General features: G+C 73.9%; 20 protein-coding genes. 13 read left to right on the forward strand and 7 right to left on the reverse strand.

All coding sequences use genetic code 11. The features are described 5' to 3' along the window. The first annotated feature begins 46 nt into the window (after positions 1-46). Complete coding sequence (locus OP18_RS03770) at positions 47-859, forward strand: lysophospholipid acyltransferase family protein (protein ID WP_081970360.1); 813 nt, start codon at positions 47-49, stop codon at positions 857-859. On the opposite strand, the gene OP18_RS03775 is transcribed toward OP18_RS03770, so the two are convergent. From OP18_RS03775 to OP18_RS03785, 3 genes are all read right to left on the reverse strand, one after another. Next, a complete protein-coding gene (locus OP18_RS03775) occupies positions 816-1,307 on the reverse strand; it encodes a GNAT family N-acetyltransferase (protein ID WP_033357309.1) in 492 nt (163 codons plus the stop codon). The two genes, OP18_RS03770 and OP18_RS03775, sit on opposite strands and share 44 nt — an antisense overlap. A gap of 94 nt (positions 1,308-1,401) precedes the next feature. Continuing rightward, positions 1,402-1,953, reverse strand: a complete 552-nt coding sequence (locus OP18_RS03780) for a helix-turn-helix transcriptional regulator (protein ID WP_033357310.1) — start codon at positions 1,951-1,953, stop codon at positions 1,402-1,404. 118 nt (positions 1,954-2,071) lie between these two features. Then, positions 2,072-4,600, reverse strand: coding sequence for a helix-turn-helix transcriptional regulator (locus OP18_RS03785; protein WP_245635247.1), 2,529 nt, complete (start codon positions 4,598-4,600; stop codon positions 2,072-2,074). A gap of 242 nt (positions 4,601-4,842) precedes the next feature. Here OP18_RS03785 and OP18_RS03790 point away from each other — a divergent pair, with 242 nt between their 5' ends. Genes OP18_RS03790 through OP18_RS03805 form a run of 4 tightly spaced genes read left to right on the forward strand, consistent with a single transcriptional unit; the run spans position 4,843 to position 9,894 of the window. Further along, the gene (locus tag OP18_RS03790) at positions 4,843-6,354 is read left to right on the forward strand and encodes a dynamin family protein (protein WP_033357311.1); all 1,512 of its coding nucleotides are present in this window, start codon (positions 4,843-4,845) and stop codon (positions 6,352-6,354) included. 25 nt (positions 6,355-6,379) lie between these two features. Then, on the forward strand, positions 6,380-7,216 hold the full coding sequence (locus OP18_RS59485) for a nucleotide exchange factor GrpE (RefSeq protein WP_063745426.1): 837 nt from the start codon (positions 6,380-6,382) through the stop codon (positions 7,214-7,216). Next, positions 7,213-9,129, forward strand: coding sequence for a dynamin family protein (locus OP18_RS03800; RefSeq protein ID WP_052386194.1), 1,917 nt, complete (start codon positions 7,213-7,215; stop codon positions 9,127-9,129). Before OP18_RS59485 ends, OP18_RS03800 begins: the two co-directional genes overlap by 4 nt. 12 nt (positions 9,130-9,141) lie before the next feature. After that, positions 9,142-9,894, forward strand: a complete 753-nt coding sequence (locus OP18_RS03805; RefSeq protein ID WP_033357312.1) for a hypothetical protein — start codon at positions 9,142-9,144, stop codon at positions 9,892-9,894. A gap of 109 nt (positions 9,895-10,003) precedes the next feature. Here the strand turns inward: OP18_RS03805 and OP18_RS03810 are convergent, their stop codons facing one another. Next, on the reverse strand, positions 10,004-11,593 hold the full coding sequence (locus OP18_RS03810) for an Hsp70 family protein (RefSeq protein ID WP_052386195.1): 1,590 nt from the start codon (positions 11,591-11,593) through the stop codon (positions 10,004-10,006). A 137-nt stretch (positions 11,594-11,730) separates the two neighbouring features. On the opposite strand from OP18_RS03810, the gene OP18_RS03815 reads away from it, so the two are divergent. The 5 genes from OP18_RS03815 (at position 11,731) to OP18_RS03835 (ending at position 19,372) form a co-directional block, all read left to right on the forward strand. Then, entirely contained in the window at positions 11,731-12,489 is a 759-nt protein-coding gene (locus OP18_RS03815) for a glycerophosphodiester phosphodiesterase family protein (protein ID WP_033357313.1), read from the forward strand. Between the two features lie 48 nt (positions 12,490-12,537). After that, on the forward strand, positions 12,538-13,926 hold the full coding sequence (locus OP18_RS03820; RefSeq protein ID WP_033357314.1) for an MFS transporter: 1,389 nt from the start codon (positions 12,538-12,540) through the stop codon (positions 13,924-13,926). A gap of 45 nt (positions 13,927-13,971) precedes the next feature. Further along, a complete protein-coding gene (locus OP18_RS03825) occupies positions 13,972-16,941 on the forward strand; it encodes an AfsR/SARP family transcriptional regulator (RefSeq protein WP_033357315.1) in 2,970 nt (989 codons plus the stop codon). Positions 16,942-17,036: 95 nt separating this feature from the next. Then, positions 17,037-17,681, forward strand: coding sequence for a thymidine kinase (locus tag OP18_RS03830; protein ID WP_052386228.1), 645 nt, complete (start codon positions 17,037-17,039; stop codon positions 17,679-17,681). Positions 17,682-17,710: 29 nt separating this feature from the next. After that, positions 17,711-19,372 (forward strand): acyl-CoA dehydrogenase family protein, encoded by a 1,662-nt coding sequence (locus OP18_RS03835; protein ID WP_033357316.1) that lies wholly within the window; start codon positions 17,711-17,713, stop codon positions 19,370-19,372. Here OP18_RS03835 and OP18_RS03840 read toward each other — a convergent pair. From OP18_RS03840 to OP18_RS03850, 3 genes are read right to left on the reverse strand one after another with little or no spacing between them, the layout of a single operon-like run. Further along, positions 19,365-19,880: a GNAT family N-acetyltransferase gene (locus OP18_RS03840; RefSeq protein WP_033357317.1), complete on the reverse strand. Its 516-nt coding sequence runs from the start codon at positions 19,878-19,880 to the stop codon at positions 19,365-19,367. The genes OP18_RS03835 and OP18_RS03840 overlap by 8 nt on opposite strands. Next, complete coding sequence (locus OP18_RS03845) at positions 19,877-20,833, reverse strand: tyrosine-type recombinase/integrase (RefSeq protein ID WP_033357318.1); 957 nt, start codon at positions 20,831-20,833, stop codon at positions 19,877-19,879. Before OP18_RS03845 ends, OP18_RS03840 begins: the two co-directional genes overlap by 4 nt. A gap of 12 nt (positions 20,834-20,845) precedes the next feature. Continuing rightward, complete coding sequence (locus tag OP18_RS03850; protein ID WP_033357319.1) at positions 20,846-21,487, reverse strand: class I SAM-dependent methyltransferase; 642 nt, start codon at positions 21,485-21,487, stop codon at positions 20,846-20,848. Positions 21,488-21,744: 257 nt separating this feature from the next. Here OP18_RS03850 and OP18_RS03855 point away from each other — a divergent pair, with 257 nt between their 5' ends. From OP18_RS03855 to OP18_RS03865, 3 genes are read left to right on the forward strand one after another with little or no spacing between them, the layout of a single operon-like run. Beyond that, positions 21,745-22,920, forward strand: a complete 1,176-nt coding sequence (locus OP18_RS03855) for a winged helix DNA-binding domain-containing protein (RefSeq protein WP_033357320.1) — start codon at positions 21,745-21,747, stop codon at positions 22,918-22,920. Between the two features lie 10 nt (positions 22,921-22,930). After that, positions 22,931-23,929, forward strand: a complete 999-nt coding sequence (locus tag OP18_RS03860; protein ID WP_052386196.1) for an endonuclease/exonuclease/phosphatase family protein — start codon at positions 22,931-22,933, stop codon at positions 23,927-23,929. Then, positions 23,926-26,157 carry an ATP-binding cassette domain-containing protein gene (locus tag OP18_RS03865; RefSeq protein WP_033357321.1) on the forward strand — a complete coding sequence of 744 codons (2,232 nt, stop codon included), beginning with the start codon at positions 23,926-23,928 and terminating at the stop codon, positions 26,155-26,157. The genes OP18_RS03860 and OP18_RS03865 overlap by 4 nt, the downstream gene beginning before the upstream one ends. The last annotated feature ends 6 nt before the right edge of the window (positions 26,158-26,163 follow it).

Raw genomic sequence — 26,163 nt, forward strand, 5'->3', positions numbered from 1 at the left:
CGGCGGCTCGGTCGGCGCCGGCATGGGCGCCGGCATGGGCGCCGGCATGGGCGCCGGCGGTGTGGTCACTGGTGGTGCAGCGGCCGTCGCCGCGGTGGGTGGTGGGCGGTGGCGGGTGCCGCTGACGTGGCGGGTGTTGCTGTTCCTCGCCAGGATCGTGGTGATGCCGGTGGCGCGGTTGCGGGTCACCGGGGACGTGCCGGCGGCGTTGCGGGACGGGCCGGTGATGTTCGCGGCGAACCATGTCGGGCCGTTCGATCCGGTGGCGGTGACGGCGGCGTGTCGGGTGGCGCGGTTGGCGCCGCGGTTGATGGCGACGGGTGGGTTGTTCCGGGCGCCGGTGGTGGGGGCGGTGATGCGGGCCGCCGGGCACATCCGGATCAACCGGCGGCAGGCGGACGTCGGGGACGCCGTGGATGTGGTGGCCGGGGCGCTGGCGGTGGGGTCGCATGTGCTGGGGTACCCGGAGGGGCGCATCACGCTGGATCCGGGGATGTGGCCGGAGCGGGGCAAGACGGGGATGGCGCGGGTGGCGTTGCGCACGGGGGTGCCGGTGGTGCCGGTGGCGCAGTGGGGGGCGCACGAGGTCGCGGCGTGGGGTGGGTTCGGGCCGACGGTGCGCACGTTGGTGCGGTCGTTGCTGCGCCGGCCGGTGGTGCGGGTGCATTTCGGGGCGCCGGTGGACCTGTCGGATCTGGACGCGGCGGTGCCGGGGGCGGCGCAGCGGGCCACGGACCGGATCATCGACGCGATCACGGCGGAGCTGGTGAAGCTGCGGGTGGATGAGCCTCGGCTGCCGCGGTACGTGGACCCGGTCAGGCCGTTGTCGACGCAGCGGCGGCACCGGCCCCAGCGGTAGGCGGGCGCAGCATGAAGACGTCGACCGGGTCCTCGGTTTCGACGGTGAAGCCGTGCCGGGCGTACAGGCGCCGGGCGGGACTGCCCTGCAGCACGTTGAGCCGCACGGGCGTCCCTGCTTCGTCGCCGCGGCGCAGGATGTCGCGCAGGACGGTGGTGCCGATGCCGTGGCCCTGGGCGTGGGTGGCGAGGTAGAAGTGCTCCAGCCACCAGCACTCCCCCGCCGGCGGGGATGCCGGGCGGACCGCGACGCACCCGGCGAACACCCCGCCGGTCTCGATGATGGTGGTGTGGTCCGGGTCGTACGTGTCGCGCAGCCGTTGCCGGACGCGGTGCTCGTCGTACCGGCCGAGCCGTGACAGGTCGGGGCGCAGGACGGCGGCGCGCAGCTCGGCGATGGGTGTGACGTCGGCGGGGGTGGCGGGGCGCGTCGTCCAGGGCGGGGCCACGCCAGCAGTCCGAGGCGGAGTGATGCCAGGAGTCCGGAGCGGGCTCACGGCGGGAGTATGGCAGGGGTGGGCCGGCCGGGACCGGCCCGCGCGGTCAGCCGCCTTCGCGGCGCATCCGCAGGTAGGCCAGGACCGCCTCGCGGGTGGTGCGCACGCCGAGGACTTCGCGGGCCTCGGCGATGCGCCGGTTCGCGGTGCGCAGGGACAGGAACTCCGCGGCGGCCGCGGCGGCGATGGTCTCGCCGCCGGCGAGGCGTTCCAGCAGGGCGCGTTGCTCGGGGGCGAGTTGGGGGCCGCCGGCGTCGGGTTCGGGTCCGGTGCCGAGGTCGGTGTCGGGGTCGGTGGTGACGGGGCCGATGCGGGCGAGGTCGGCGAGCAGGGCCCGGCCGATGTCGCCGCCGGTGTCGCAGATGGCGACGATGCCGGCGCCGCGGGCGGCGGCGAGCAGGGCGAGCTCGGCGGTGTCGGCCTCGGCGACCCGCCCGTAGAGGGCGAGGCGTGCGTCGGAGACGTCCCAGGCCTGGTCGGTGAGGGCGAACCCTTCGCGGGTCGTCCAGCCGGCGCGGGCGAGCCGGCGCAGCACGGTGGTCGCGTCGCCGCCGGACGCGACCACGTAGCGGGGTGCGTGTGCGGGGTCGCCCGCCATCAGCGGCCCTGACCGGGTGTCTGACCGGTGGCGTCGCCGGTCGGTCGGGGCGGTTCAGCGGGTGTCATCCGCCAACGATGCGGTGTTGGGGTGCTCACGCACAAGTGGACACCATTACTCATCCAAGTTCCTCGATTGCGAGCGCGGCGGCTTCGGTGCGGGTGCGGGCGCCGAGCTTGCGCATCCCGGAGCGGATGTGGGTCTCGACCGTTTCGCGGGAGATGCCGAGCTGCCCGGCGATGCGGCGGGTCGGTTCGCCGTTGGCGACGAGCCGCAGCACGTCGCGTTCCCGGTCGGTGAGGTCGTCGCCGGCGCGCCGGCCGCGGGTGTCGCGGCGGATCGAGTGCCGGCGCAGCGCGCGGCGGGCCCGGCCGAGCAGCACGACGAGCCCGGCCTCCTCGGCGAGGCGTTCGGCCTCCAGCAGCGGCGGCACGGCCAGTTCGGCGTCGTCCTCCAGCAGCCCCTGGGCGAGCAGGCAGCGGACCTCCTCGCGGCGGGCGAGGTCGTGCCAGGCGGCGGCGGCCGCGGCGAACAGGTCGGGGGCCTTCCACGCGTCGAGGGTCGCGGCGACCGCGGCGAGGGGCCGGTCCCCGGCGTCGCCGGCGGCCAGGGCGGTGTCCCCGGCGTCGTAGGCGGCCCACCGGGCGGTGATCCGGCGCAGCCCGTCGACGAGCGGCGGGGCGGGCAGGTCACCGGCGCGTCCGGCGGCGTGGTCGGGCTGCCCGTCCAGCCAGGCGGCCTCGCGGGTGACCCAGTCCAGGACCGGTCCGGTCGAGGAGGGCCGGCCGCCGAGCGCGTCGAGGCGGGCCCGGGCCGGGGCGAGCAGCCCACCGTCGGCCTCGGCGAGGCTGGCGGCGGCGACGGCGTAGCCGCGGGCGACGGCCGGCAGGGTCCGGTCGGTGAGGTCACCGGCGCGGCGGACCACCTCGTCGATCTCCTCGCCGCGCAGCGCGTCGCACCACAGTTGCGCGGCGATGAACCGGGTCTGCCACGAGTAGGCGAGGTCACCGGCGCAGGCGGCGGCGGCCGCGGCGGCGGCGTTGGACGCCTCGGCCAGCCGCGCGTCGGCGGTGAGGGTCTCCACCAGCAGCCATGCCGACCAGCGGGCGGCGAGCACGTCACCGGCCTGCCCGGCGGCGGACGCGGCGGACGCGAGGCCGTACTCCCAGCCGGGGCGCCGGGTGCCGGCGCGGACCGCGGCGATCGCGGCGCGCAGCCCAGGGTGGGCGGGCGCGTCGCCGTGCACGCCGAGGAGCTCCTCGGCGCGGCTGAGCGCGGCGTCGGGGTCGGTGGACAGGGTCGCGAGCAGCCGGACCCGGTCGCGGGCGCCGAGGACGTCGGCGGGCGCGTCGTCCGGCACGTCGGTGACGGCGGTGGCGGCGGCGGCCGCGTTGCCCTGCTGCAACAGTGCCTCACCGCGCAGGACCGCGCCGACGGCGCCGATGGCCGGGTCGGTGACGGCGTCCGCGTCCAGCACCCGCAGGCAGGAGCCGGGCCGGCCGGCGGCGAGGGCGGCGCGGGCCGCTTCGAGGCGCACGTCCGCGGCGGCGGTGACGCCGGGCAGGTCACAGGCGAGCAGCAGCAGCTCGGCGCGTTCCCCGGTCGATGCGGCGGTACGGGCGGCGCGGACCGCGACCTGGTAGGCGTCGCCGGACGCGCCGGCGGCGGCGAGGTGCCGGGCCGCTTCCCGGGGCGGGACGAGACCGGCGAGGCGCCGGTGCAGCGCGACCCGTTCGGCGGGCTCGAGCAGGCCGGCGGCGACCTCGGCGGTGTACGGCGACACCGGCGCGGCGATCCCGGCGGCGTCGACCTCGACCAGGCCGGTCGCGGTGAGCTCGGTGATGCCTTCGCCGAGGACGGTCGCGGTGACGGGCCGGCCGAGCAGGCCCAGCGCGGCCATGGCGGTGCGTGCGGGCCGGTTGAGGTCGGCGAGGGCACCGGCGACGGTGTAGGCGAGGCCCTTATCGGAGTCCTGCGGGGTGCCGCCCTGCGCGACGTGCTTGGCCAGGGCGGTCACGGCGAGCGGGACACCCCCGGCGCGGCGGACCAGGTCGGCCACGACGGTGGTGGACGCGCCGGGCGCGATCTGCCGCACGAGCGCGGCCGCGGCGTCGGCCGGCATCGCGGGCACGTTCAGCCACGCCGTGGCGGCGGCGCGCAGGACCTGTTCGGCGTCGCCGGGCAGCCGGTGCGGCGTACGTAACGTGACGGCTATCCGACAGTGCTCGGCGATGGCCGGCAACGCGGCGATCGTGAGCGGATCCGCCCACTGCAGGTCATCCAGGAGCAGCAGACCGTGACGGACGCGGGACCTGACGGCCTCGGCGAGCAGCGGCGCCTCATGTGACGGCAGTCGCACCCGCACCGCCCGGGACAGCGGCAACGCCGGCACGCCACGCAACATCGCCAGGGCACCACCGGCGAACACGGCCCCGCGGAACGTCTCGCCGAGCCGTTTCAGCACCGTCGAGCGGCCCGTGCCGGGCGCCCCCGCGATGACCACCAGACCGGGGTTACGCAGGGCGTCGACCGCTGCGGCGACCAGGTCGGCGGGCGGCCACGCGGCCGCGCCCACCGTCGCCCGGCCGACCGTCGCAGCGACCGGCCCGGCCCCGGCGCCTGGCTCGTCAGTCGGTGCCTCAGGCACTTCTCGCCTCCATTCGTGGCACGAACATGGGATCCTGCGCGCGCAGGATATTCGTAATGTGTGTGCCGTACGTGCGTGACATGACGGTTCTGATTCCACCCGGGAGCGAGTAATGAGCGAGGACCACCCCTTGGAACCCCGAGGGTACGTCGGCATTCTGGCTGAACACACCGGCCTCGCGGTGTCGGTGATCAGTCTCCCCGGGGACGTATCAGCGGCCAGCGCGGTGCAGGGCTGACGACGTGGCTCCAGGACCACTCAGTTCCCGGGTCGCCGACCTGTGCGCCGAGGTCGGCAACCGGCTCGGCGGCGGCGCCCAGGCACAGGTCGTCGACGTGCGCCGGCGCCTCGGCGAGCCGCTGCGTGTCGCGATCGCCGGCCGGCTCAAGTCCGGCAAGTCGACCCTCGTCAACGCGCTCATCGGCCGGCGGGTCGCCCCGACCGAGGTCGGTGAGTGCACCCGCATCGTGACCCAGTTCCGGTACGGCACCTCCGACCGGGTCGACGTCGTGAAACGCAACGGTGCCCGGGTCAGCCTCCCGCTCGACGAGGCGGGCATGATCCCGCAGCGGCTCGGCGTCGCCCGGCACGACGTCGCCTACGTCGACGTGACCCTCACCAGTGACCACCTGCGCGACCTCACCGTCGTGGACACGCCCGGCCTGTCCAGCGCGAACACGTCGGTGTCCGACCAGGCCCGCCGGTTCCTGTTCTCCGAGGCGCCGATCGACGACGACCTGGACTCCGACTCCGCCGGCGCCCTGTCCGGCGCCGAGGCGATCATCTACGTGTTCACGCAGTCGGTGCGTGAGGACGACGTGCAGGCCCTGGAGGCGTTCCGGTCGATCTCGGCGCGGCTGTCGAGCAACCCGATCAACTCCCTCGGCCTGTTCAACAAGGTCGACAAGCTCGCCGGCGGCGGCCAGGACCCGTGGCCGATCGTCGCGCCGTTGGCCAGTGACCAGTCGAAGGTGCTGCGCCGGGTGGTGTCCGACGTGGTGCCGGTCGTCGGGCTGCTCGCCGAGACCACCGAGGCGGGCCGGCTCACCGCGGCGGACTGCGAGGCGCTGCGGCAGCTCGCCGCGCTCCCCCAGGGTGAGCGCACCGTCCTGCTCGCCTCCGTGGACCTGTTCACGACCCGTGAGTGCGGCATCACCCGCGAGGCGCGGGAGCGGCTGCTGCGGCTGCTAGACCTGTACGGCATCAGCTTCGCCATCGCCCAGCTGGTCAACAAGCCGACCCTGGCCACCGGTGAGCTGGTCCGGATGCTGTTCCAGGCGTCCGGGTTCCCGCGGCTGCGGCAGACCCTCGACCACGCGTTCCGGTGGCGCACCGACGCGATCAAGGCCGGGTGGGCGCTGTCGAGCCTGGAGAAGATCGCCAGCCACGCCGAACGCCCCCACGACCGGGAGCTGCTGCGCGACGCGATCGAACGGGTCCTGCAGCAGCCGGAGTCGCACCGGCTGCGGCTGCTGGAGGTCGCGCAGCTCGTCACGACCGGCGCCGTGGACCTGCCCGACCAGATGGAGGGCGAACTGACCCGGCTCGCGCTGTCCAACGACCCCGGCTGGATCCTCAACCTGCAGGGATCCGACCGTGACCAGATGGTCCGGGCCGCGTTGGACGCCGCGACCCGGTGGCGCGCCTACGCCGTCGCCGGTGCCAGCCCGTCCCAGTCGCGGGTCGCGCTCGTCGCGCACCGCGGCTTCTACCTGCTGTCCCAACGTATCCGTGGCCAAGCCCGTGTCAACTGAAGGCACCCACCCCCAGGAGCCGACGATGTTCTCGTCCTCCAACAGCCTGCGTCTCGTCGCCGTGGCTGTTGCTCTGATCGTCGCCGTGCTCACCGGCGTCGCCACCGGCCTCATCAGCGGCGCCCCCGACTGCCCGGCGGTGCCGGCGGCCACGACCGCGGCCACGACCGCCGCGCCGGCGCCGACGACCCCGGCCGGCGGCGCCGGCATCGGTGACTCCCTCGGCGGTGGCGGCGCCCCCGAGCAGCCGCCGAAGGCGCAGCAGACCCAGGCGCAGCCGGCCGGTCAGGTCGTGCGGGCGGCACAGCCGGCGTGCACCGCGCAGCAGCCGTTCGGGGTGACCGCGGCGGCGACCGCGTTCGTCGGTGCCCTGCTCGTCGGCGCGGCCCTGCTGCTGTTGCTGCTGCTGTCGTCCCGCAACGCCCCCCGCCAGGTGCAGGTCCCGGCGGCCGCGGGCCGCGGCAACGGCGCCGGCCCCGCCGAGGCGGACCGGCGGGCCCTGGTCCAGGCGTGCATCTACGTGCGGGACCGGGTCACGTCCAAGGCCCTCGGTGACCGGCTCGGCACCGCCCTGCAGGAGGCCGGGGTCACCACCCTGGAGCCGACCGGGGCCCGGTTCGACCCGGCGCACCACGAGGCCGGCGGCGCCGCACCGTCCAACGACCCGGCGTTGATCGGGTCGATCGCGGCCGTGGAGGTCCCCGGCTACCTCGACCGTGACGGGCGGGTCCTGCGCGCCCCGATCGTCACCGTGTACCAGGCCGCCCGCAACCCGGGCGGGCCGACCGGGGCCCACCCGACCGTCGCGCAGCCCCAGCAGCACACGACCAGCCAGCAACCACGCAGAGAGCAGCCCCGATGACCTCGACCGAGAACGCGGCGCCACCCGCGAACAACAAGAAGCCGCCGAGCCCCGAGGCGGCCCTCGGCAAACTGCTCAAGGCCGGCGTCGACGGGTCCCTCGCGTACCTGCGCAAGATCGACCCGGACGCGGCCGCGGACGTGGACACCGAACGCCGCCGCGAGGTGCAGCGGCCACGCATCGTCGTGGTCGGTGAGACGAAGCGCGGCAAGAGCAGCCTGACGAACATGCTGATGGGGGTGCCGAACCTGTCACCGGTCGACGCGGCGGTGGCGACCGCGTCGTACCTGGAGTTCACCCACAACACCCAGCACGGCGCCCGCGCGTACGTCCCCGGCCGGGAGGACCCGATCCCGCTCGGCCTGGGCGACCTGCGCGACTGGGGCACCGTCCTGGGCCGGCTGCCGGACGGGATGCGCCCGCCGCGGCGCATCGAGGTGCACCACTCCGCGCCGCTGCTGCAGTTCCTCACCCTCACCGACACCCCCGGCACCGGCGGCCTGGACTCGATGCACGCCGAGGTCGCGATGGACGCCGTCGAGCGGGCCACGGCGCTGCTGTTCGTCGTGGACTCGTCCTCACCGTTCTCCAAGCCGGAGATGAACTTCCTCATCGAGGCCAGCAAGAAGGTCAACTTCGTGCTGTTCGCGTTGACGAAGGTCGACGCGTACCCGGGCTGGCGGACCATCCTCGCCGACAACAAGGGGCAGCTGCAGACGCACGCGCCCCGGTTCGGCTCCGCCCCGTGGTTCCCGGTGTCGGCGCGGCTGGCGGAGCTGGCGATGACGCTGCCGAAGGACGCCGCGGGTGAGCTGATCCGCGAGTCCCGCATCGCGGAGCTGCAGCACGCCCTGATCGACCTGGCGAAGAAGGGTCACCTGCTGCAGCAGGCGAACGTGCTGCGGTCGGTGCGGTCGGAGTACATCCGTATCGACCAGGAGCTCGGCGACCGGATGAAGGCCACCGACCCGGACCCGAAGGACGCCGAACGCGCCAAGGAGGAACGCGCGCAGGTCGCCACCCGCAAACGCACCGAGTCCCGCCAGTGGTCCCTCGCGCTGTCCACCGAGACCCAGCGGGCCCGGGTCGAGGCCACGACGCGGCTGCGTTCGTACATGACGCAGCTGCAGGAACAGTTCATGGAGAAGATCGACAAGGGTGGCCGGGGCGACATCAGCGACCTGCCCGCCGAGGTCGACAAGGCCCTGTACGCGCTGTCGGTGCGCCTGTCGCACGACCTGGAGTTCCGCTTCCGCAAGGTCGGTGAGCGGGTCCTGGCGCAGGTGTTCCACCCCAACGAGCTGCAGCACGTGCTGCGCGGCCTGAACGCGAAGCTGCGCCACGCGCTGGGCACGAAACCCCGCCGGGACGGCGGCAACGGTGACGGCGCGATGGTCGTCATGTCCTCCGCCGGTATGGCGATGATGGCCGGTCGTGGCGCGATGGCCGGTGCCGGCGCGATCGGTCTGGCCGGCGTCGCCGGTGCCGGGCTGGTCATCCCGGTCATCGGTATCGGCCTCGGTCTCGCCGCCGGCGCGTACATGATCTTCAAGCGGAAGAGCATGACGGACAAGGTGCAGGCCCGCACGTGGCTGCGGGAGGTCCTCGGTGAGGCCCGCGCCGCGCTCTCCGACGAGATCATGCACCGGTTCACCGACCTGCAGTACGCGTTGACCCTCGCCCTGGACGAGGCGATCGAGCGGCGGCTCAAGCAGCTGGACGCGCACATCGCCAACATCGACAAGTCCCTGGCGGAGGACAAGGCGGAGCGGGCCAAGCGCAAGGCGGCGCTCAACACCGAACGGGAAGGTCTGCGCGCCCGCATCAAGCAGGTTGACGAGGTCCTCGTGCGGGTACGGGCACTGGCACCGAACGCACCCGCGGACGCGGCCGACGCGCCGGCCGAGGCGTAAGGGGGTTGGATCATGGACGGGCACTGGGAATGGTCGGAGTCGGGCGACGAACCCGACACCGGTGACACCGCCGACCTCGGCGGCGACCACGGGTTCGAGCAGACCTTCGACCACGGCTACGGCCAGGGGTACGGTCAGGGTTTCGGTCAGGGTTTCGACGGCGGGCACGACGAGTTCGGCGGTGACCCGCTGGGCGGCGACGCGCACGGCGGCGACGACCTGGAGGAGCCGCTCGGCACCGAGCACGCCGCCGAGGCCTACGATCAGTCCGTCCATGGCGGCGACACCGACGGGCACACCGACGGGCACGTGGACGGGTTCGAGCCGGCCGACGGTGACCCGGCCCAGCACGCCGAGTTCGACCCCGCCGTCGGCGACCCCGGCGACGCGGGTGACCCGGGTGATGCGGGGCAGGCCGACCTCGACGTGGACCCGGTCGGGCAGGTCGAGTCGTTCGGCAGTGACCCGGACGTGCACGGCGACGACGGCTGGCCGGATCCGCAGTTCCCGGAGCAGCTGCACCTGGACAGCCCGCCGGAGCCCGTCGACGGGTTCCCGTGGAGCGACGCCGGTGTCCTCGGCGACCCGCACGCGGTGTCCGGGGCGTTCGACCCGGTCGCCGACACCGACCCGGCGGACCCGGCCGACCTCGCCGGCTACGACGGTGTGGACGTGCCGGCGGGCGCGGACCCGTGGGGGCAGCTGCTGAGCTCCGACGACCCGGCGACGAGCTCCCTCGCCGGGTTCTGGGCCCCGCTCAACTGAGCCCTGCCGAGGCCCGCCACGCACCGTGCGTGGCGGGCCTCGGCAGGACGGCACGACGAAACGAGGAGGGGGCCCGCCACGGCGGGCCCCCTCCTCGTTGTCGGTGACGTCAGCCGTTGAACGCCGTCATCAGCAGGATCACGAACAGCACCGCGACCAGCACCAGCACGACGATGATGACCGCGACCCAGTTGCGTTCACCCTCGTCGGTCTGCTGCTGGGCGGGCTGCGGCGCGGGCCGGGCCGGCTGCGGCGGGAACGGGCCCGGCCGGGCCGGCTGCGCGACCGGCGCCGGCGACACCGGCGGGCGGTACGGCTGCTGCGGCTGCTGGACCGGCGGCTGCTGCCGCACCAGCTGCACGGGCGGCTGCTGCGGTGGGGGCGGCTGCTGCCGCACGAGCTGGACCGGCGGCTGCTGCGGCGGCGGGGGCTGCTGCCGGACCAGCTGGACGGGCGGCTGCTGCCGCACCAGCTGCACCGGGGGACGCTGCTGCATCGGCGGCTGCTGCACGGGCTGCTGCATCGGCCCCGGCCGGTTCATCGCCGGGGACACCGGCACCGCCGACACCGGCCGCTGCTGCTGCGGCTGCGGCGGGGTGACCGTGCGCGGCATCCCGGACGCGTGGACCGGCGCCGACGGCGACCCGATGCACAGGGCGCCCTCCACCACGACGGTCTCCGGCTGCTCCAGGGTCGTCGGCGCCACCCCCAGCTCCGTGTGGATCAGGTGCGCCGCCAGGGGGATGCGGGACGAGCCACCGACGAGGAAGATCCCGACGAGGTCCTTCGGCTGCAGCCGCGCGGACTCGATCGCGCGGCGCAGACACGACACGGTCCGCTCCAGGTACGGCTTGACGAGCCCCTCGAGCTCCTCCCGGGTCAGGTGCGCGTCGACCTCGAGCGCCGGCAGGTGGATGTCGGTCGACGCGGTCCGCGACAGCATCTCCTTCGCGCCGCGCACGTCCTCGTACAGCAGCCGCCGCTGCCGGCGGGCGTTCGCGTCGGCCGGGTTCGCGATCGACGACCACTTCTCCGCGTGGCTCTGCGAGTACACCTTGCCGAGATGCTCCACGATCGCGTGGTCGAAGTCGAGACCACCGACGTCGGGCAGGCCGTCCTCGGCGAGGACCTCGAACCCGGACTGGGTGCGCCGCACCACGGTCGCGTCGAACGTGCCGCCGCCGAGGTCGTAGATGGCGAGGCTGCGCCCGACCGGCACCGCCGAGCCGAGGACCGCGGTGAAGTACGACGCGGCACCGACCGGCTCGGCGATCAGCCGCGGGTTGCCGAGCCCGGAGATGCGGGCCGCCTCGACCAGCGCGGAGCGGCGCCGCTCACCCCACCGGGCCGGGTGCGTCATGCGCACCTCGTCCGGGGCGGCGCCGAGCTGCCGGCGGGCCTCGGTGTTGACCAGCGACAGCACGTGCGCGAACAGTCGCGGCACCGGCATCGGGTGGTCACCGATGAACACCTCGCCGTCGTCGATGCGACGTTTCGGGTTCGGTTCGAACCGGGCCGGGTCCAGCCGCGCGTTGCGCTCGGCGTCCCGCCCGACGAGGACCTTCCCGTCGGTGTTGAAGTACAAAGCAGAGGGCAGCAAGGGGGAACCGTCGAACAGCAGCGGCCGCATCCGTGAGTCCGGGGTCCGGACCATCGCGACCGTGTTCGACGTGCCGAAGTCGATGCCGAGCACGCGCATGTGCGTCACCCTACCTTTGCCGATCCACACTCCGCGTCGCCCGGCAAGCCCTCTGCAAGCTGTGGGCAAGCCCGAAGACAGCAACAGGTAACCCGCCGTTACGCAAACTCCACCGAAGATCACTACATACTGTCGGCGTGGCCTATCTTGACCTGCCAGGACCGCTGGGTTTCGCGCACCGTGGCGGCGCGTCGGCCGGTGACGAGAACACGACAGCGGCGTTCGCCCGCGCGGTCGAGCTCGGCTACCGGTACATCGAAACCGACACGCACGCCACCGCCGACGGTGTCGCGGTCGTGTTCCACGATGACACGCTGCAACGGATGCTCGGGCGTCCGGGTCGGATGATCGACGTTACGTGGGCGGACCTGTCCACCGTCCGCGTCGGTGGGGCCGCGGCCGTGCCCCGCCTCGACGAGGTCCTCGACGCGTGGCCGGACGTCCGGTTCAACATCGACTGCAAGACCGACGCGGCCGTCGACCCGACCCTCGACGTGATCCGCCGCACCGCCGCCCAGGACCGGGTCCTGCTCGCCGCGTTCTCCTCCCGCCGCCTCACCCGCATCCGCCGCCTCACCGGACCGCACGTGGCGACGTCACTGGGCATGCGGGAGGTCGCCACCCTGTACGCGGGCAGCCTCACCGGCCGGCCCGTCACCCTGCCCGCCGGGGTCGTCGCCGTGCAGGTCCCGCCCCGCTACGGGCGGCTCACGCTCGCCTCGCCCCGGTTCATCCGGTACGCGCACCGGCTCGGCCTGCACGTGCACCTGTGGACGATCGACGACGCCGACCAGATCGGGCACTTCCTGGACCTCGGTGTTGATGGCATCATGACCGATCACATCGAGGTGCTCCGCGACGTCTACGACGCCCGCGGCATCTGGAACCCCGCCTGAGCACCGTCGCACCACCCCCGCAGGAACCGATGCAGGAGAGGCCGGCCCGTGTCCGCTGTCGAGACGCCGCAGACCCCCGAGACGCCCGGGTCGCCGCAGCTGAGCACGAAACGTGAACGGGTCGGCTGGTACTTCTACGACTGGGCGAACTCGGCGTTCTCCACCACCGTCGTCACCGTCTTCCTCGGCCCGTACCTGACGTCGATCGCGGAGAAGGCCGCCGGCTGCGACGGCGACGCCTGCGACGACGCCGTCATCCACCCCCTCGGCATCGCGATCGCGCCCGGCGCCCTGTTCCCGTACACGGTGAGCCTGTCGGTGTTCCTCACCGTGTTCGTCCTGCCCGTCGTCGGTGCCGTCGCCGACCGGTCCCCCCGCAAGAAGCAGCTGCTGGCGCTGTTCGCGTACCTCGGCGCGGCCGCGACGACCGGCATGCTGTTCCTCACCGGCGACCGGTACCTGCTCGGCGCCGCCCTGTTCCTGCTCGCCAACGTCGCGTTCGGCGCGTCGGTCGTGGTGTACAACTCGTTCCTGCCGCAGATCTCCTCCGAGGAGGACCGCGACCGGGTGTCCAGCCTCGGCTGGGCGTTCGGGTACCTCGGCGGTGGCCTGCTGCTGCTGCTCAACGTCGCCGCGGTGCTGATGAAGGACAGCCTCGGCATGTCCACCGGTGACATCGCCCGGTACAGCATCGTGTCGGCGGGCCTGTGGTGGGCCGGGTTCACCACCATCCCGCTGCTGCGGCTGCGCAACCGGCCGCTGCTGGAGCCGCCGACCGCCGGCGTCAACGTCCTCATCGACGGGTTCCGGCAGCTGTGGCACACGCTGCGCTCGCTCAAGGCGTACCCGCTGACGCTGTTCTTCCTCGTCGCGTACCTCATCTACAACGACGGCATCCAGACCGTGATCGCTCTCGCGAGCCAGTACGGCACGAAAGAGCTCGGCCTGTCCGACGACGTGCTCGTCCCGACGATCCTCATGGTGCAGTTCCTCGCGTTCGCCGGGGCGCTGCTGCTCGGGTGGCTCGCGAAACGGTACGGCGCGTGGAAGACCCTGCTCGGCAGCCTCGTGCTGTGGACGGTGATCATCGTCATCGCGTACTTCCTGCCGGCGAAGGAGCCGCTGCTGTTCGTCGCGCTCGGCGGCGGGATCGGCCTGGTCCTCGGCGGCTCCCAGGCCCTGTCCCGGTCGCTGTTCTCGCAGCTGATCCCGAAGGGCCGCGAAGGGGAGTACTTCGGCATCTACGAGATCTCCGACAAGGGCACCAGCTGGCTCGGGCCGCTGCTGTTCGGCCTCGCCTACGACACGACCCGCAGCTACCGGGTCGCGATCATCTCCCTGCTGGTGTTCTTCGTCGCCGGGTTCCTGGCGCTGCTGGCCGTGCCGATCCGCAAGGCGATCGAGCAGGCCGGCAACACCCCACCCAGCCGCCTGTGAAGTCCCGGTAGCCACGGCGGCCCCGCCGTGGTGAGATACCCATCCATGCGGTACCGGCTGCTGGGCCCCCTCACGGTCGACGTCGCCGGGCAGCCGGTGCGCATCGCCGCGGCCCGCGACCGGGTCCTGCTGGCGATGCTGCTGCTGCAACCGAACCGGGTCGTGACCGTGGCCCGGCTCGTCGACGCCGTCTGGGGCGACGCCGCACCCGCCACCGCCCGCGCGCAGCTGCACACGTGCGTGTCGCGGCTGCGCCGGCTCCTGCCGGACCTGATCCGCACCGACACCGCCGGGTACCGCGCCGCCGTCGCCGACGACGACCTCGACACCCTCACGTTCACCGCCCTGGTCACCGCCGGGCGGGCCGCGGCCGCCGCCGGTGACCTGCACACCGCCCACACGCGGCTGCGGGCGGCGCTGCGGCTGTGGCGCGGCCCGGCCCTCGCCGGCCTGGACAGCCCACCGGTGCAGGCACACGCCGTCGCCCTCGAGGAACGCCGCGACGCCGCCGTGGAGGACTGCATCGACGTGGAGCTGCGCCTCGGCCGGCACGCGGAGCTGATCGGGCAGCTGACCGCCCTCGTGGAGCAGCACCCGCTGCGGGAACGGCTCACCGGGCAGCTGATGACGGCCCTCACCCGCGCCGGCCGCACCGCCGACGCGCTCGCCGTGTACCGGCGGCTGCGCAAGGCCCTGCACGACGAGCTCGGCCTGCCACCCGGTGACGCGTTGCAACGCCTCCACCACGACCTGCTGCAACCCGCCGCCGAACCCGCCCCCACCACCCCCGCGCCCGCCGCGCCGCAGCGGGTGACACGGCCGTGGACGCTGCCCCGGGACGTCGCCGACTACTCCGGCCGGGAACACCTCCTCACCGACCTGATCACCGCCGTCGCCGACGACGACCCGCACCCCGGCGGGGTCCCCGCGGTCCTCACCGTCGACGGGATGGCCGGCGTCGGCAAGACCAGCCTCGCCGTGCACCTCGCGCACCGCGTCGCCGCCCGCTACCCCGACGGGCGGCTCTTCCTGGACCTGCACGCCCACTCCGACCGGCCGCCGCTGCCACCGCACGAGGCCCTCGCCGTCCTCCTCGGCCACCTCGGCGTCCCACCGGCCCGCATCCCCGCCGACCCCGACGAACGCGTCGCCCGCTGGCGCAGCGAGCTCGCCGACCGCCGCGTCCTCGTCGTGCTCGACAACGCCGCCGACGCCGGGCAGGTCCTGCCGCTGCTGCCCGGATCGTCGCCGAGCCTCATCATCGTCACCAGCCGCCGCCGCATCGCCGGCCTCGACGGGGCCCGCCCGGTGTCGCTGGACGTGCTGTCCGCCGTCGAGTCCCGCCGCCTCATCACCGCCGTCGTCGGTGCCCGCGCCGCCGCCGACCCGGCCGCGACCGCCGAGGTCGCCCGCCTCTGCGGGCACCTGCCGCTCGCGCTGCGCCTCGCCGCGGCCCGCCTGGCGCACCGCCCGTCGTGGAGCGTCGCCGACCTCGCCGACCGGCTGCGCAGCGCCCACCCCGCCGCCGTCGACCTCGCCGTCGACGGCCGTTCCCCACACGCCGCGTTCGACCTGTCGTACCGGCAACTGCCCGCACCGGCCCAGCGACTGTTCCGGCTCCTCGGCGTCCACCCCGCCGGCGACCTGTCCACCCGCGCCGCCGCCGCCCTCGCCGGCCTGCCCACCGACGACACCGACCTGCTGCTCGGCCAGCTCGTCGACAGCCACCTGCTCAACGAACCCGTCGCCGGCCGGTTCCGGCTGCACGACCTGCTCCGCGAATACGCCACCCACCTGCTGGACGAACCAGCCGGCGGCGACCCCGACCGGGAACCCGCGACCCGCCGCCTGCTCGACTTCTACCTGCACGCGACCGCCGCCGCCACCAAGGTCTGGGAAAGCAACCGCGACCGCGACCCGGTCGACTTCACCGACGTCGGCGAGCACGTCCCCACGTTCACCGACATGATCGACACCCGGCGGTGGCTGGACCTGGAATGGGCCAACGTCGTCGCCGTCGCGCACCTCGCCGACCGGCTCGGCTGGCACCGGCACACGGTCCTGCTCCCCCGCGCCCTGTGGGGGTACCTGTTCCGCAACTCGATGAACGACGTGTCCCTGGACCTGCACCGCCGCGCCCTCACCGCCGCGCACGCCCTGCACGACCCGGACCTCATCGCGATGACCCACAACTACCTGGCGTCCGCGCACGCCCGCGGCGGTGACCTCGCCTCCGCCGCCGCGCACCTCGCCCGGCTCGTCACCCACCCCACCTGGGGCGTACGGGCCCGCACCAACCTCGCCTACGTGTACCTCAACGTCGGCCGCTACGACGAGGCACTGCACCTGATGGAACAGTCCCTCATCACCGGCGCCGACGGCTGGCACGTCAGCGTCCAATGGACCGCCCTCGCCGGGATGCTGCGCGCCGTCGGCCGGTACACCGAGTCGGCGCTCGTCGCGCAACGCATCGTCGCCTACGGCCGCCGCACCGGCAACCCGTGGCCCGCCGCCGTCGGCGCCGTCGAGCTCGGCCAGGCCCGCGCCCGCCTCGGCCGGCACCGGCAGGCGGCGCTGCTGCTGCGCTGGGCCCGCCGGCAGCTCGGCGGTGACGTCGGTCCCGCCGCCGAACTGGAGGCCCGCAGCCACCTCGGCGCCGCCCTGCTCACCCTCGGCGCCCACGAACGCGGCCTGCACCTGCTACGCACCGCGTACGAGGACGGCCAGCAGCTCGACCCGACCGTCGCCTGCCAGGCCGGGAACCTGTACGGCGAGGCCCTCACCACCGTCGGCCGCGCCGCGGACGCGAAACTCGTCCACGCGCAGGTGCTGGACCGGGCGATGCGCATCGGTCACCGGTACGAGCAGGCCCGCGCCTACCGCGGTCTCGGCGTCACCACCGACGACCCGCGGCTGGCCCGGGAACGGCTGCGCACCGCCCTGGAACTGTTCGACGCGATGGGCACCCCGGAGCGGCACGAGGTGCGGACGCTGCTGCACCGGCCGGAACAGTAGGCTGCACGGTCGTGACGTCCTCCGTTCCCACCCTCGACGAAGACCCGTCCGCGTGCGTCGCCGCCGGTGACAGCCGGCTACGCCGCGGTGGCTCGCTGAAGTTCTTCTACGGTCCGATGGACTGCGGCAAGTCGACCCTGGCGCTGCAGATGGACTACAACCACGCCCGGCAGGGCCGCCGCGGCCTGGTCCTGACCACCATCGACCGGGCCGGCCCGGGCCGGCTGTCGACCCGCATCGGGCTCGGCAAGGAAGCCGTCGAGGTCGGCACCGACCTCGATATCCGCGGCCTGGTCCGGCAGCGGTGGGCGCAGGGCATCCGCGTAGACTACCTCATCTGCGACGAGGCCAGCTTCTACACGGTCGCGCAGATCGAGCAGCTCGCCGACCTCGTCGACACCTCCGACGTCGACGTGTACGCGTTCGGCCTGGCCACCGACTTCCGCACCAGCCTGTTCCCGGCGGCGCAGCGGCTGTTCGAGCTCGCCGACGAGGTGACCCGCGTCCAGGTGGAGGTGCTGTGCTGGTGCGGCCGGCCGGGCCTGCTCAACGCCCGGGTCGTCAACGGCGGTATCGCCCGCGAAGGTGACCAGGTCGTCATCGGCGACACCGACGCCGACCCCGCCGCCGGCGACACCACCGCCGACGACGTCCGCTACCAGGTGCTGTGCCGCCGCCACCACCGCGTCGGCGACCTCGGCCCCACCGCCCGCGCCGAAGGGCAGCTGCGACTCGTCTGACCCCATTACCTGACGGTAACCTGGCGGGCATGACGCGTTTCGTGCAGCCGGCGCCGGCGTTGCGTGACCCGTACACCAGCGACTGGCAGCTGCACGGCTGGCTCGACCGGCTCCTCGGCCCCGCCGGGCACGCCGCCGCCAAGGACCGCCTCGCCGCCCTGTCCGCCGACGTCCTCGGCCCGCTGCGCGCCGCCCACCACGACGCCGAAACCCACCCGCCGACCCTCACCCGGTTCGACCCGTGGGGCAACCGCGTCGAACGCGTCGACGTGTCCGCCGGCTGGGAAACGCAACGGGCCAGCGCCGCCCGCCACGCGGTCGTCGCCCTGCCGTACCAACGCCACAGCCACGACCTGTGGGGCACCCGCACCCGCGTCGTCCAACACGCGCTGCTGCACCTGTGGGGGCCGGAGTCCGCGACGTTCTCCTGCCCCGTCGCCATGGCCGACGGCGCGGCCGCGCTGCTCACCGCGGCCGCGCCGGACTCGCCGTGGCTCACCCGCCTCACCGCCACCGACCCGGCCGTCGCCGTCACCAGCGGCCAGTGGATGACCGAGTCGCAGGGCGGCTCCGACATCGCCCGCTCCACCACCACCGCCCGCCCCGGCCCCGACGGCACCTGGCTGCTCACCGGCGACAAATGGTTCTGCTCCGCGATCGACTCCGCGATGGCCGTCGCCCTCGCCCGCCCCGAAGGCGCCGGCCCCGGCAGCCGCAACCTCGCCCCGTTCCTCGTGCCCCGCTACACCACCGACGGCGTCACCCCCGCCCCCGGCCTGCAGGTGCTGCGCCTCAAGGACAAACTCGGCACCCGCGCCGTGCCGACCGGTGAGGTCCGCCTCGACGACGTGCCCGCCATCCCGATCGGCGACCCCGCCGTGCCCGGCCTGGCCCGCATGATGACCCTCGTCGTCGTCACCCGCCTGCACAACGCGGCCGCCGCCGCCGGCGGCATGCGCCGCGGCCTCGAATACGCCCTCAGCCACGCCACGAACCGGCAGGTCGCCGGTGGCCTCCTCGCCGACAACCCGCTGCACCGCGCCACCCTCGGCGGCCTCGCCGTCGACGCCGCCGGCGCCTACGCGCTCGCCGCGCACGCCTTCACCCTCCTCGGCGACGACCCCACCGGCGACGAGCTGCGCCTCGTCGCACCCCTGGCGAAACTCACCACCGGCCGCCTCGCCGTCGCCTCCGCCAGCGAATACCTCGAAGCGTTCGGCGGCGCCGGCTACGTCGAGGACACCGGCATCCCACGGCTGCTCCGCGACGCGCAGGTCCTGCCCATCTGGGAAGGCACCACCAACGTCCTGTCCGTCGACGTGCTGCGCGCCCTCGCCACCGGCGCCGGCGCCCGCCCGCTGCTGCACCGCGCCGAGATCGCCGCCGACGCCGCCGTGTCCCGCCTCCCCGGCGTCGCCGAAGCGCTCATCGCCGCCACCAGGCGCCTCGCCGCCGACGCGGAAACCGCCGCCGCCGACCCCCGCAACCCCCGCGTCGTCGCCGGCGCCCGCGAACTCGCCCTGCGCCTCGGCAACACCCTCACCGCGGCGCTGCTGCTGGAACACGCCGCGTGGGCCGCCGACCGCGGCGACGACCGCCCGGCGCTGCTCGCCTCACTGTGGACCCTGCGCCGCCTCGGCGGCGCCGACGTCTCCGCCGACCTGCACACCCACTTCGACCAGCTCATCTGAGCCGGTCCCACACGATGCGCCGCTTGTACGGGACACCGTTGAGCCGGGCCGGGTCACCACCGACCGGGACCGTCTGCACGTGCCGCCCGCCACGCGCGGCGTAGAACCGCTGCGCCGCCACATTCTGCTCCAGCACCCACAGGTACATCCGCGGCGTCCCCGCCGACCGCAGCACCGCGGCGACCGCGGCCGCGTGCAACGCCGTGCCGATCCCGGTGCGCCGGCGGCCACCGGTCACGTGCAGGTTGTCCACGAGACTGCCCCACCGCGGGTCGTCATCGACGACCACGTGCACGAACCCGACCAGGGCACCGGCGTCCTCCGCCACGACCGTCACCGCCGCCCGCGGGTCCGCCAACCGGTCCCGCCACACCGCGCACCGCTCACCGACCAGGTCACCGTCGAGGTACGCGTCGGCGTACGCACCCCGGTAATGCGCCCGCCAGCTCGCCGCGTGCAACGCCCCCACCGCGTCCGCGTCCGCGACCACCGCCGGCCGCAGGATCACGCCGGCCGCCTGCGGGCCCGCGCCGCCGCGATCGTGTACGCCGGATCCCGGTCCAGGTTGTGCCGGTCCCGGTCATACCGGCGGGTCGTGCGCGGATCCGCGTGCCCCATCGCGTCCTGCACATCCTCCAACGGCACACCCTCGTCCCGCGCCGCGGTCGCGAACGCGTGCCGCAGCGAATGCGGCGACAGCCGCGCCCACGCCGGCACCCCCGCCTGCTTCGCCAACCGCCGCACCAGCCGGAACACCGCATGCCGGTCCACCCGCCCACCCGTCGCCGTGGTGAACAGCGGCCCGTCACCGTCACCACGCACCGGCAGGTACTCCTCCAACGCGGCGACCACGTGCGCGGTCAACGCCCGCCGCCGCGGCTTGCCGCCCTTGCCCACGAACCGCACCGTGCGATGCCCCCGCTCGGTGCCGATGTCCGCCACGTCCAACGCGACGACCTCACCGACCCGCAACCCCAGATCCGCCAGCAACGCCAGAATCACGCGGTCCCGCGCCGCCGTCGGCCCCCGCTGCGCCGCCGCCGCCGCGAGGATCGCGTCGACCTCCGCCGCGCTCAACCCGACCGTCGCCGAGGAGTCCCGGTCCACCCTCGGCCGGTCCGCGCCACCGACCGGGTTCGCCGGCACCGCCTGCAACCGCAGCAGAAACGCATACCAGCTCGACAACGCCGACAGCTTCCGCGCCACGCTCGCCGGCGCCAGCACCCGCCCCGTCCGCGCGTCCACCGTCGACTCCAGATCCCGCGCATACGCGTTCACGTGCAGGAACGACACCCGCAACGGATCCAGGTCCCGACCGGCGCACCAGCCGAGGAACTGATGCACGTCACGCCGGTACGCCGCCCGGGTGTGCGCCGACAACCGCCGGTTCGCCAGCCACGCGTCGGTGAAGTCACCCGACGCCGGGGTCAAAGCATGCTGGACGCTCTGCAGGGGACCCATCGATGCGACAGTTTAGAGAACCGGCCGCCACACGGTGGTCCGCTTCACCGGCGTGTCCTCCAACGTCTGCGGCACCGGCACGTCATACCGGGCGACGAACTCCAGGTGCTCCTTCGGCAGATACGCCCGCCCCGGATCACCGACGAGACTGTCCGCGCCCCGCGCCGTGACCCGCCGCAGGAACTGCAGCACCTGACCGGTCATCTCCCGGCTGTAGAACACGTCACCGGCGAGGACCACCTCAGCGTCACCACCGTCACCGGGCAGCACGTCCTCCAGCCGCACGTCGAGGCTGACCCCGTTCGCTTCGGCGTTCACCGCCATCGCCGTCACGGCGAGGGGGTCGATCTCCACCGCGGTCACGTGCGCCGCGCCGGCCTTCACCGCCGCGATCGCCACCAACCCCGAACCGGCCGCGACATCCAGCACCCGCCGCCCCGCCACCAGCTGCGGATGGTCCAGCACGTACCGGGCGAGGGCCTGCCCACCCGCCCACGCGAACGCCCAGAACGGCGGCGGCAGCTGCACCCCACCGGCGAACTTCTCCGTGTACTGCCACAGCTCGATCGCCTCGTCCGCCAGCCGCAGCCGCACCTCCGGCACCAACGGGACCGGGACGAGACTGGTGTGCGCCAGGACGAATGCGGTGGACATCGGCAGCGACCCTATGTCACTCGTGCGTGCGACGCCCCGCCGGGGCCCGCATCGGTACCGTGCCATGCATGGGGGCGGGCAGCTGGTTCATCCTCGGCACGGCGGTCGTCGTGCTCGTCCTCATCACGCTCTACGTCGACTCGCTGCGCCGCTAGCGCCGCCCGGGTCTCTCGGGTCTCTCGGGTCGCTTGGGTCTCTCCAGTCGCTTGGATCGCTCGGGTCCAGGGTCGCGTCACGTGGCCGCTAGGGTTGCCGGCGTGACCCCGCACATCAGCGACGCGCAGCGGCGGGCCCGCCTCGCGTGGCGGCACGGGCTGGCCGCACCCACCGCCGGCGGGCCCGAACACGCGGCGGCGGACATGGTCGCGCTACACGCCACCGACCCCGCCACCGTGTACCTGTCCATCGCCGCCCGCCAACCCACCGCGACCGTCGCGAGCATCGACGACGCCCTGTACACGCGGCGCAGCGTGCTGCGGATGCTCGGCATGCGCCGCACCATGTTCGTCGTGCCGACCGGCACCGCCGGGGTCGTGCACGCCGCGGCGGCCGCGGCCGTCGCCGCCGAGCAGCGGCGGCTGCTCGTCAAACACCTCCAGCAGTGCGGCGCCGGCGACGCCGCCTGGCTCACCGACGTCGAAGCCGCCACCATCGCCGCCCTGCACGCCCGCGGCGGCGCCGCCACCGCCGCGCAACTGGCCACCGACGTGCCCCGCCTACGCACCGAGCTCGTCTTCCCGCAGGGCAGCCAGTACGCCACCAGCCGCGTCCTGCTGCTGCTCGCCGCGCAGGGCCACATCGTCCGCGGCCGCCCCAACGGCACCTGGACCAGCAGCCAGTACACCTGGCACCTGCTCGACCCGTGGCTGCCCGCGCCGCTGCCTGACCTCGACCCGGCCGCCGCCCGCACCGACCTCGCCCGGCTGTGGCTGGCCCGCTACGGCCCCGGCACCGTCAACGACCTCAAATGGTGGACCGGGTGGACCCTCACCCAGACCCGCGCCGCCCTCGCCGCCCTGCCCACCGTCACCGTCACCCTCGACGGCGGCGGCACCGGCGTCGTCCTCGCCGACGACACCGACGACGTCCCGCCACCCCCACCATGGGCGGCGCTGCTACCCGCCCTCGACCCGACCATGATGGGCTGGGCCACCCGCGACTGGTACCTCGGCCCCCACGCACCCGCCCTGTTCGACCGCACCGGCAACCCCGGCCCCACCATCTGGGCCGACGGCCGCGTCGTCGGCGGCTGGGCCCACCTCCCCGGCCACGTCACCACCGAACTGCTCCAACCCGTCGACCCGGCCACCCGCCGCGCCGTCGACACCACCGCCGAGCACCTCACCACCTGGATCGGCGACATCCGGATCACCCCACGGTTCCGCACCCCACTGGAGCGGCGTCTGACCGAATCTGTCACACCTCGCGGGTAGGTTCAGCGGCATGGTGTTGTGGGCGGTCGCGGCGGTCCTCGCCGCATACACGATCATCCGGCTCGGCGGCCTCGAACGTGGCACGCCACTGGTCCAGCTCATCGCGTTCACCCCCTACGTGGCGCCCCTCGCGCTGCTGTGCGCCGCCTGGGCCGCGATCGCCGGCGCCACCGGCCCCTGGCTGCTGTGCCTGCTCGCCTGGGCCGCCCTGTCCGCGACCGTCGTGCCACGCCTCATCGCCCGGCCCGCCCCACCGGCCGGCGCCGCCCCCGGCGTGCCGCTGCGGGTCATGACCGCCAACGTCCTGTTCGACCACGGCGACATGCCCGCCCTGCTGCAACAGGCGAAACTCGACGACGTCGACGTCCTCGCCGTCCAGGAGCTCACCCCGGCCGCCCTCGCCGCCCTCGACACCGCCGGCGTCGACGGGCTCCTGCCACACCGCGTCGCCCACCCGGGCCGCGGCGGCACCGGATCCGCCCTGTTCAGCCGGCACCCGCTCACCCCGACCGGCGGCGACGGCCTGGCCCGCCGCCACGACTGCGGCATGCGGCAGGCCGGCGCGACCGTCCACGTCCCCGGCGCCGGCGACGTCCAGGTCGAATCCGTCCACCCGTGCGCGCCACGCCCACGGCAGACCCGCTGCTGGGCCCGCAACCTCGCCGCCCAGCCACCCGCCGGCGGCGACCCGCCCCGCATCCTGCTCGGCGACTTCAACGCGACCCTCGACCACGCGCCGCTGCGCCGGCTGCTCCGCACCGGCTACCGCGACGCCGCCGGCACCCGCGGCCGCGGCCTCGCACCCACCTGGCCGTTCCGGCGCGGCCCCGGCCTGCCCGTCGCCCCGCCCGTCACCCTCGACCACGTCCTCACCGACCGGCGCATCGGCATCGGCGACGTCGCCACCAGGACCGTCCCCGGCAGCGACCACCGCGCCCTCCTCGCCCACCTGCGCCTGCCCACCACCGACCACCCCACCGCCCAGCACCCCACAGCCGACCCCGCATGACCCCAACCCCCGCACGGGACCGAATCACCGTCACCGGCGCCCGCGAACACAACCTGAAAAACGTCACCGTCCAGGTCCCCAAACACGCCATCACCGTCTTCACCGGCGTCTCCGGCTCCGGCAAGACCTCCCTCGTGTTCGACACGATCGCCGCCGAAGCCCAACGCCAGCTCAACGACACCTTCACCGCGTTCGCCCGCACCCGCCTGCCCCGACCCGACCGCCCCGACCTCGACAGCATCGACAACCTCTGCGCCGCCGTCATCGTCGACCACCGCCGCCTCGGCGGCGGACCCCGATCCACCGTCGGCACCGCCACCGACATCAACCCCATCCTGCGCCTGCTCTACGCCCGCACCGCCCACCCACACCTCGGCGCCCCCAACCACTACTCGTTCAACCACCCCAACGGCCAATGCCGCACCTGCCGCGGCACCGGCCGCACCACCACCGTCGACCTCAACCAGTTCCTCGACCCGACCCGCTCACTCAACGACGGCGCCCTACGCCACCCCGACCTGCACCCCGGCACCCGCCACTGGCAGCAACTCACCGCACCCGGCTACTTCAACCCCGACACACCCGTCGCCGACTACACCCCCGAACAACGCCACACCCTGCTCCACCACACCGGCACCCGGCCCGACGGCACCCCCTACGAAGGCGCCATCGCCCTCTTCACCCGCCTCCACCTGCACCGCGACCCACTCACCACCCGCACCCGCCGCTACGTCACCGACCAACCCTGCACCGCCTGCCGCGGCACCCGCCTCAACGACACCGCCCGCGACAGCCGCATCGACGGCTACGCCATCACCGACCTCACCGCCATGGAAACCGCCGAACTCGCCGCCGTCCTCCGCCTCAACACCGACGACACCGCCGCACCCATCATCGACACCCTCCTACGCCGCCTGCACCACCTCACCGACATCGGCCTCGGCCACCTCACCCTCGACCGCGACACCAACACCCTGTCCGGCGGCGAATCCCAACGCGTCAAACTCGTCCGCCACCTCAACAGCGCCCTCGTCGACATGCTCTACATCTTCGACGAACCCAGCATCGGCCTGCACCCACACGACGTCACCCGCCTCACCACCCTGCTACGACAGCTGCGCGACAACGGCAACACCGTCCTCGTCGTCGAACACGACCGCGACGTCATCGCCGCCGCCGACCACATCATCGACCTCGGCCCCGCCGCCGGCACCCACGGCGGCACCATCGTCTACGAAGGCGGCCTCGAAGCCCTCCCGTACGCCCGCACCACCACCGGCCGCCACTACGCCCAACGCCTCCCACTCAACACCAACCCCCGCACCCCCACCGGCACCCTCACCATCCACGACGCCCACACCCACAACCTCAAACACATCACCGTCGACATCCCCACCGGCGTCCTCACCGCCGTCACCGGCGTCGCCGGCTCCGGCAAAACCTCCCTCATCCACCACGACTTCCTCACCCAACACCCCACCGCCGTCGTCGTCGACCAGAGCCCGCCCACCGCCTCACCCCGCGCCACCCCCGCCACCCACACCGGCATCATGACCGCCATCCGCGCCCAGTTCGCCGCCGCCACCCACACCGACCCCGCCCTGTTCAGCGCCAACTCCACCGGCGCCTGCCCCACCTGCCGCGGCCTCGGCACCATCCACACCGACCACACCTTCATGGAAACCCTCAAAACCACCTGCCGCGACTGCGACGGCCGCCGCTACCACCCCGACGCCCTCCGCCACCGCCTCCGCGGCAACACCATCGCCGACGTCCTCGCCATGACCACCGAAGAAGCCACCACCTTCTTCCCCGACCCCGACATCCAGACCGTCCTGCACACCCTCACCGACGTCGGCCTGCACTACCTCACCCTCGGCCAACCCCTCAACACCCTCTCCGGCGGCGAACACCAACGCCTCAAACTCGCCGCCCAACTCCACCGCACCGGCACCGTCTACGTCCTCGACGAACCCACCACCGGCCTGCACATGGCCGACATCACCCACCTGCTGCGCATCATCGACCGGCTCGTCACCGCCACCAACACCGTCATCGTCATCGAACACCACCTCGACGTCATCAAGAACGCCGACTGGATCATCGACCTCGGCCCCGACGCCGGCGCGGCCGGCGGCACCGTCGTGTTCGAAGGCACCCCACAACAGCTCACCCACGCCACCGGCTCCCACACCGCCGACGCCCTCCGCCGCGACCTCGCCCAGTGACCACGC

Source organism: Dactylosporangium aurantiacum, from assembly GCF_000716715.1.
Lineage (GTDB): Bacteria > Actinomycetota > Actinomycetes > Mycobacteriales > Micromonosporaceae > Dactylosporangium > Dactylosporangium aurantiacum.

Bases quoted from the DNA above. Each gene is read 5' to 3' on its own strand.
- OP18_RS03810 (WP_052386195.1), bottom strand. From the start codon at position 11,593: ATGCGCGTGCTCGGCATCGACTTCGGCACGTCGAACACGGTCGCGATG.
- OP18_RS03850 (WP_033357319.1), bottom strand. From the start codon at position 21,487: ATGTCCACCGCATTCGTCCTGGCGCACACCAGTCTCGTCCCGGTCCCG.
- OP18_RS03865 (WP_033357321.1), top strand. From the start codon at position 23,926: ATGACCCCAACCCCCGCACGGGACCGAATCACCGTCACCGGCGCCCGC.
- OP18_RS03780 (WP_033357310.1), bottom strand. From the start codon at position 1,953: ATGGCGGGCGACCCCGCACACGCACCCCGCTACGTGGTCGCGTCCGGC.
- OP18_RS03860 (WP_052386196.1), top strand. From the start codon at position 22,931: ATGGTGTTGTGGGCGGTCGCGGCGGTCCTCGCCGCATACACGATCATC.
- OP18_RS03770 (WP_081970360.1), top strand. From the start codon at position 47: ATGGGCGCCGGCGGTGTGGTCACTGGTGGTGCAGCGGCCGTCGCCGCG.
- OP18_RS03800 (WP_052386194.1), top strand. From the start codon at position 7,213: ATGACCTCGACCGAGAACGCGGCGCCACCCGCGAACAACAAGAAGCCG.
- OP18_RS03805 (WP_033357312.1), top strand. From the start codon at position 9,142: ATGGACGGGCACTGGGAATGGTCGGAGTCGGGCGACGAACCCGACACC.
- OP18_RS59485 (WP_063745426.1), top strand. From the start codon at position 6,380: ATGTTCTCGTCCTCCAACAGCCTGCGTCTCGTCGCCGTGGCTGTTGCT.
- OP18_RS03835 (WP_033357316.1), top strand. From the start codon at position 17,711: ATGACGCGTTTCGTGCAGCCGGCGCCGGCGTTGCGTGACCCGTACACC.
- OP18_RS03845 (WP_033357318.1), bottom strand. From the start codon at position 20,833: ATGGGTCCCCTGCAGAGCGTCCAGCATGCTTTGACCCCGGCGTCGGGT.
- OP18_RS03825 (WP_033357315.1), top strand. From the start codon at position 13,972: ATGCGGTACCGGCTGCTGGGCCCCCTCACGGTCGACGTCGCCGGGCAG.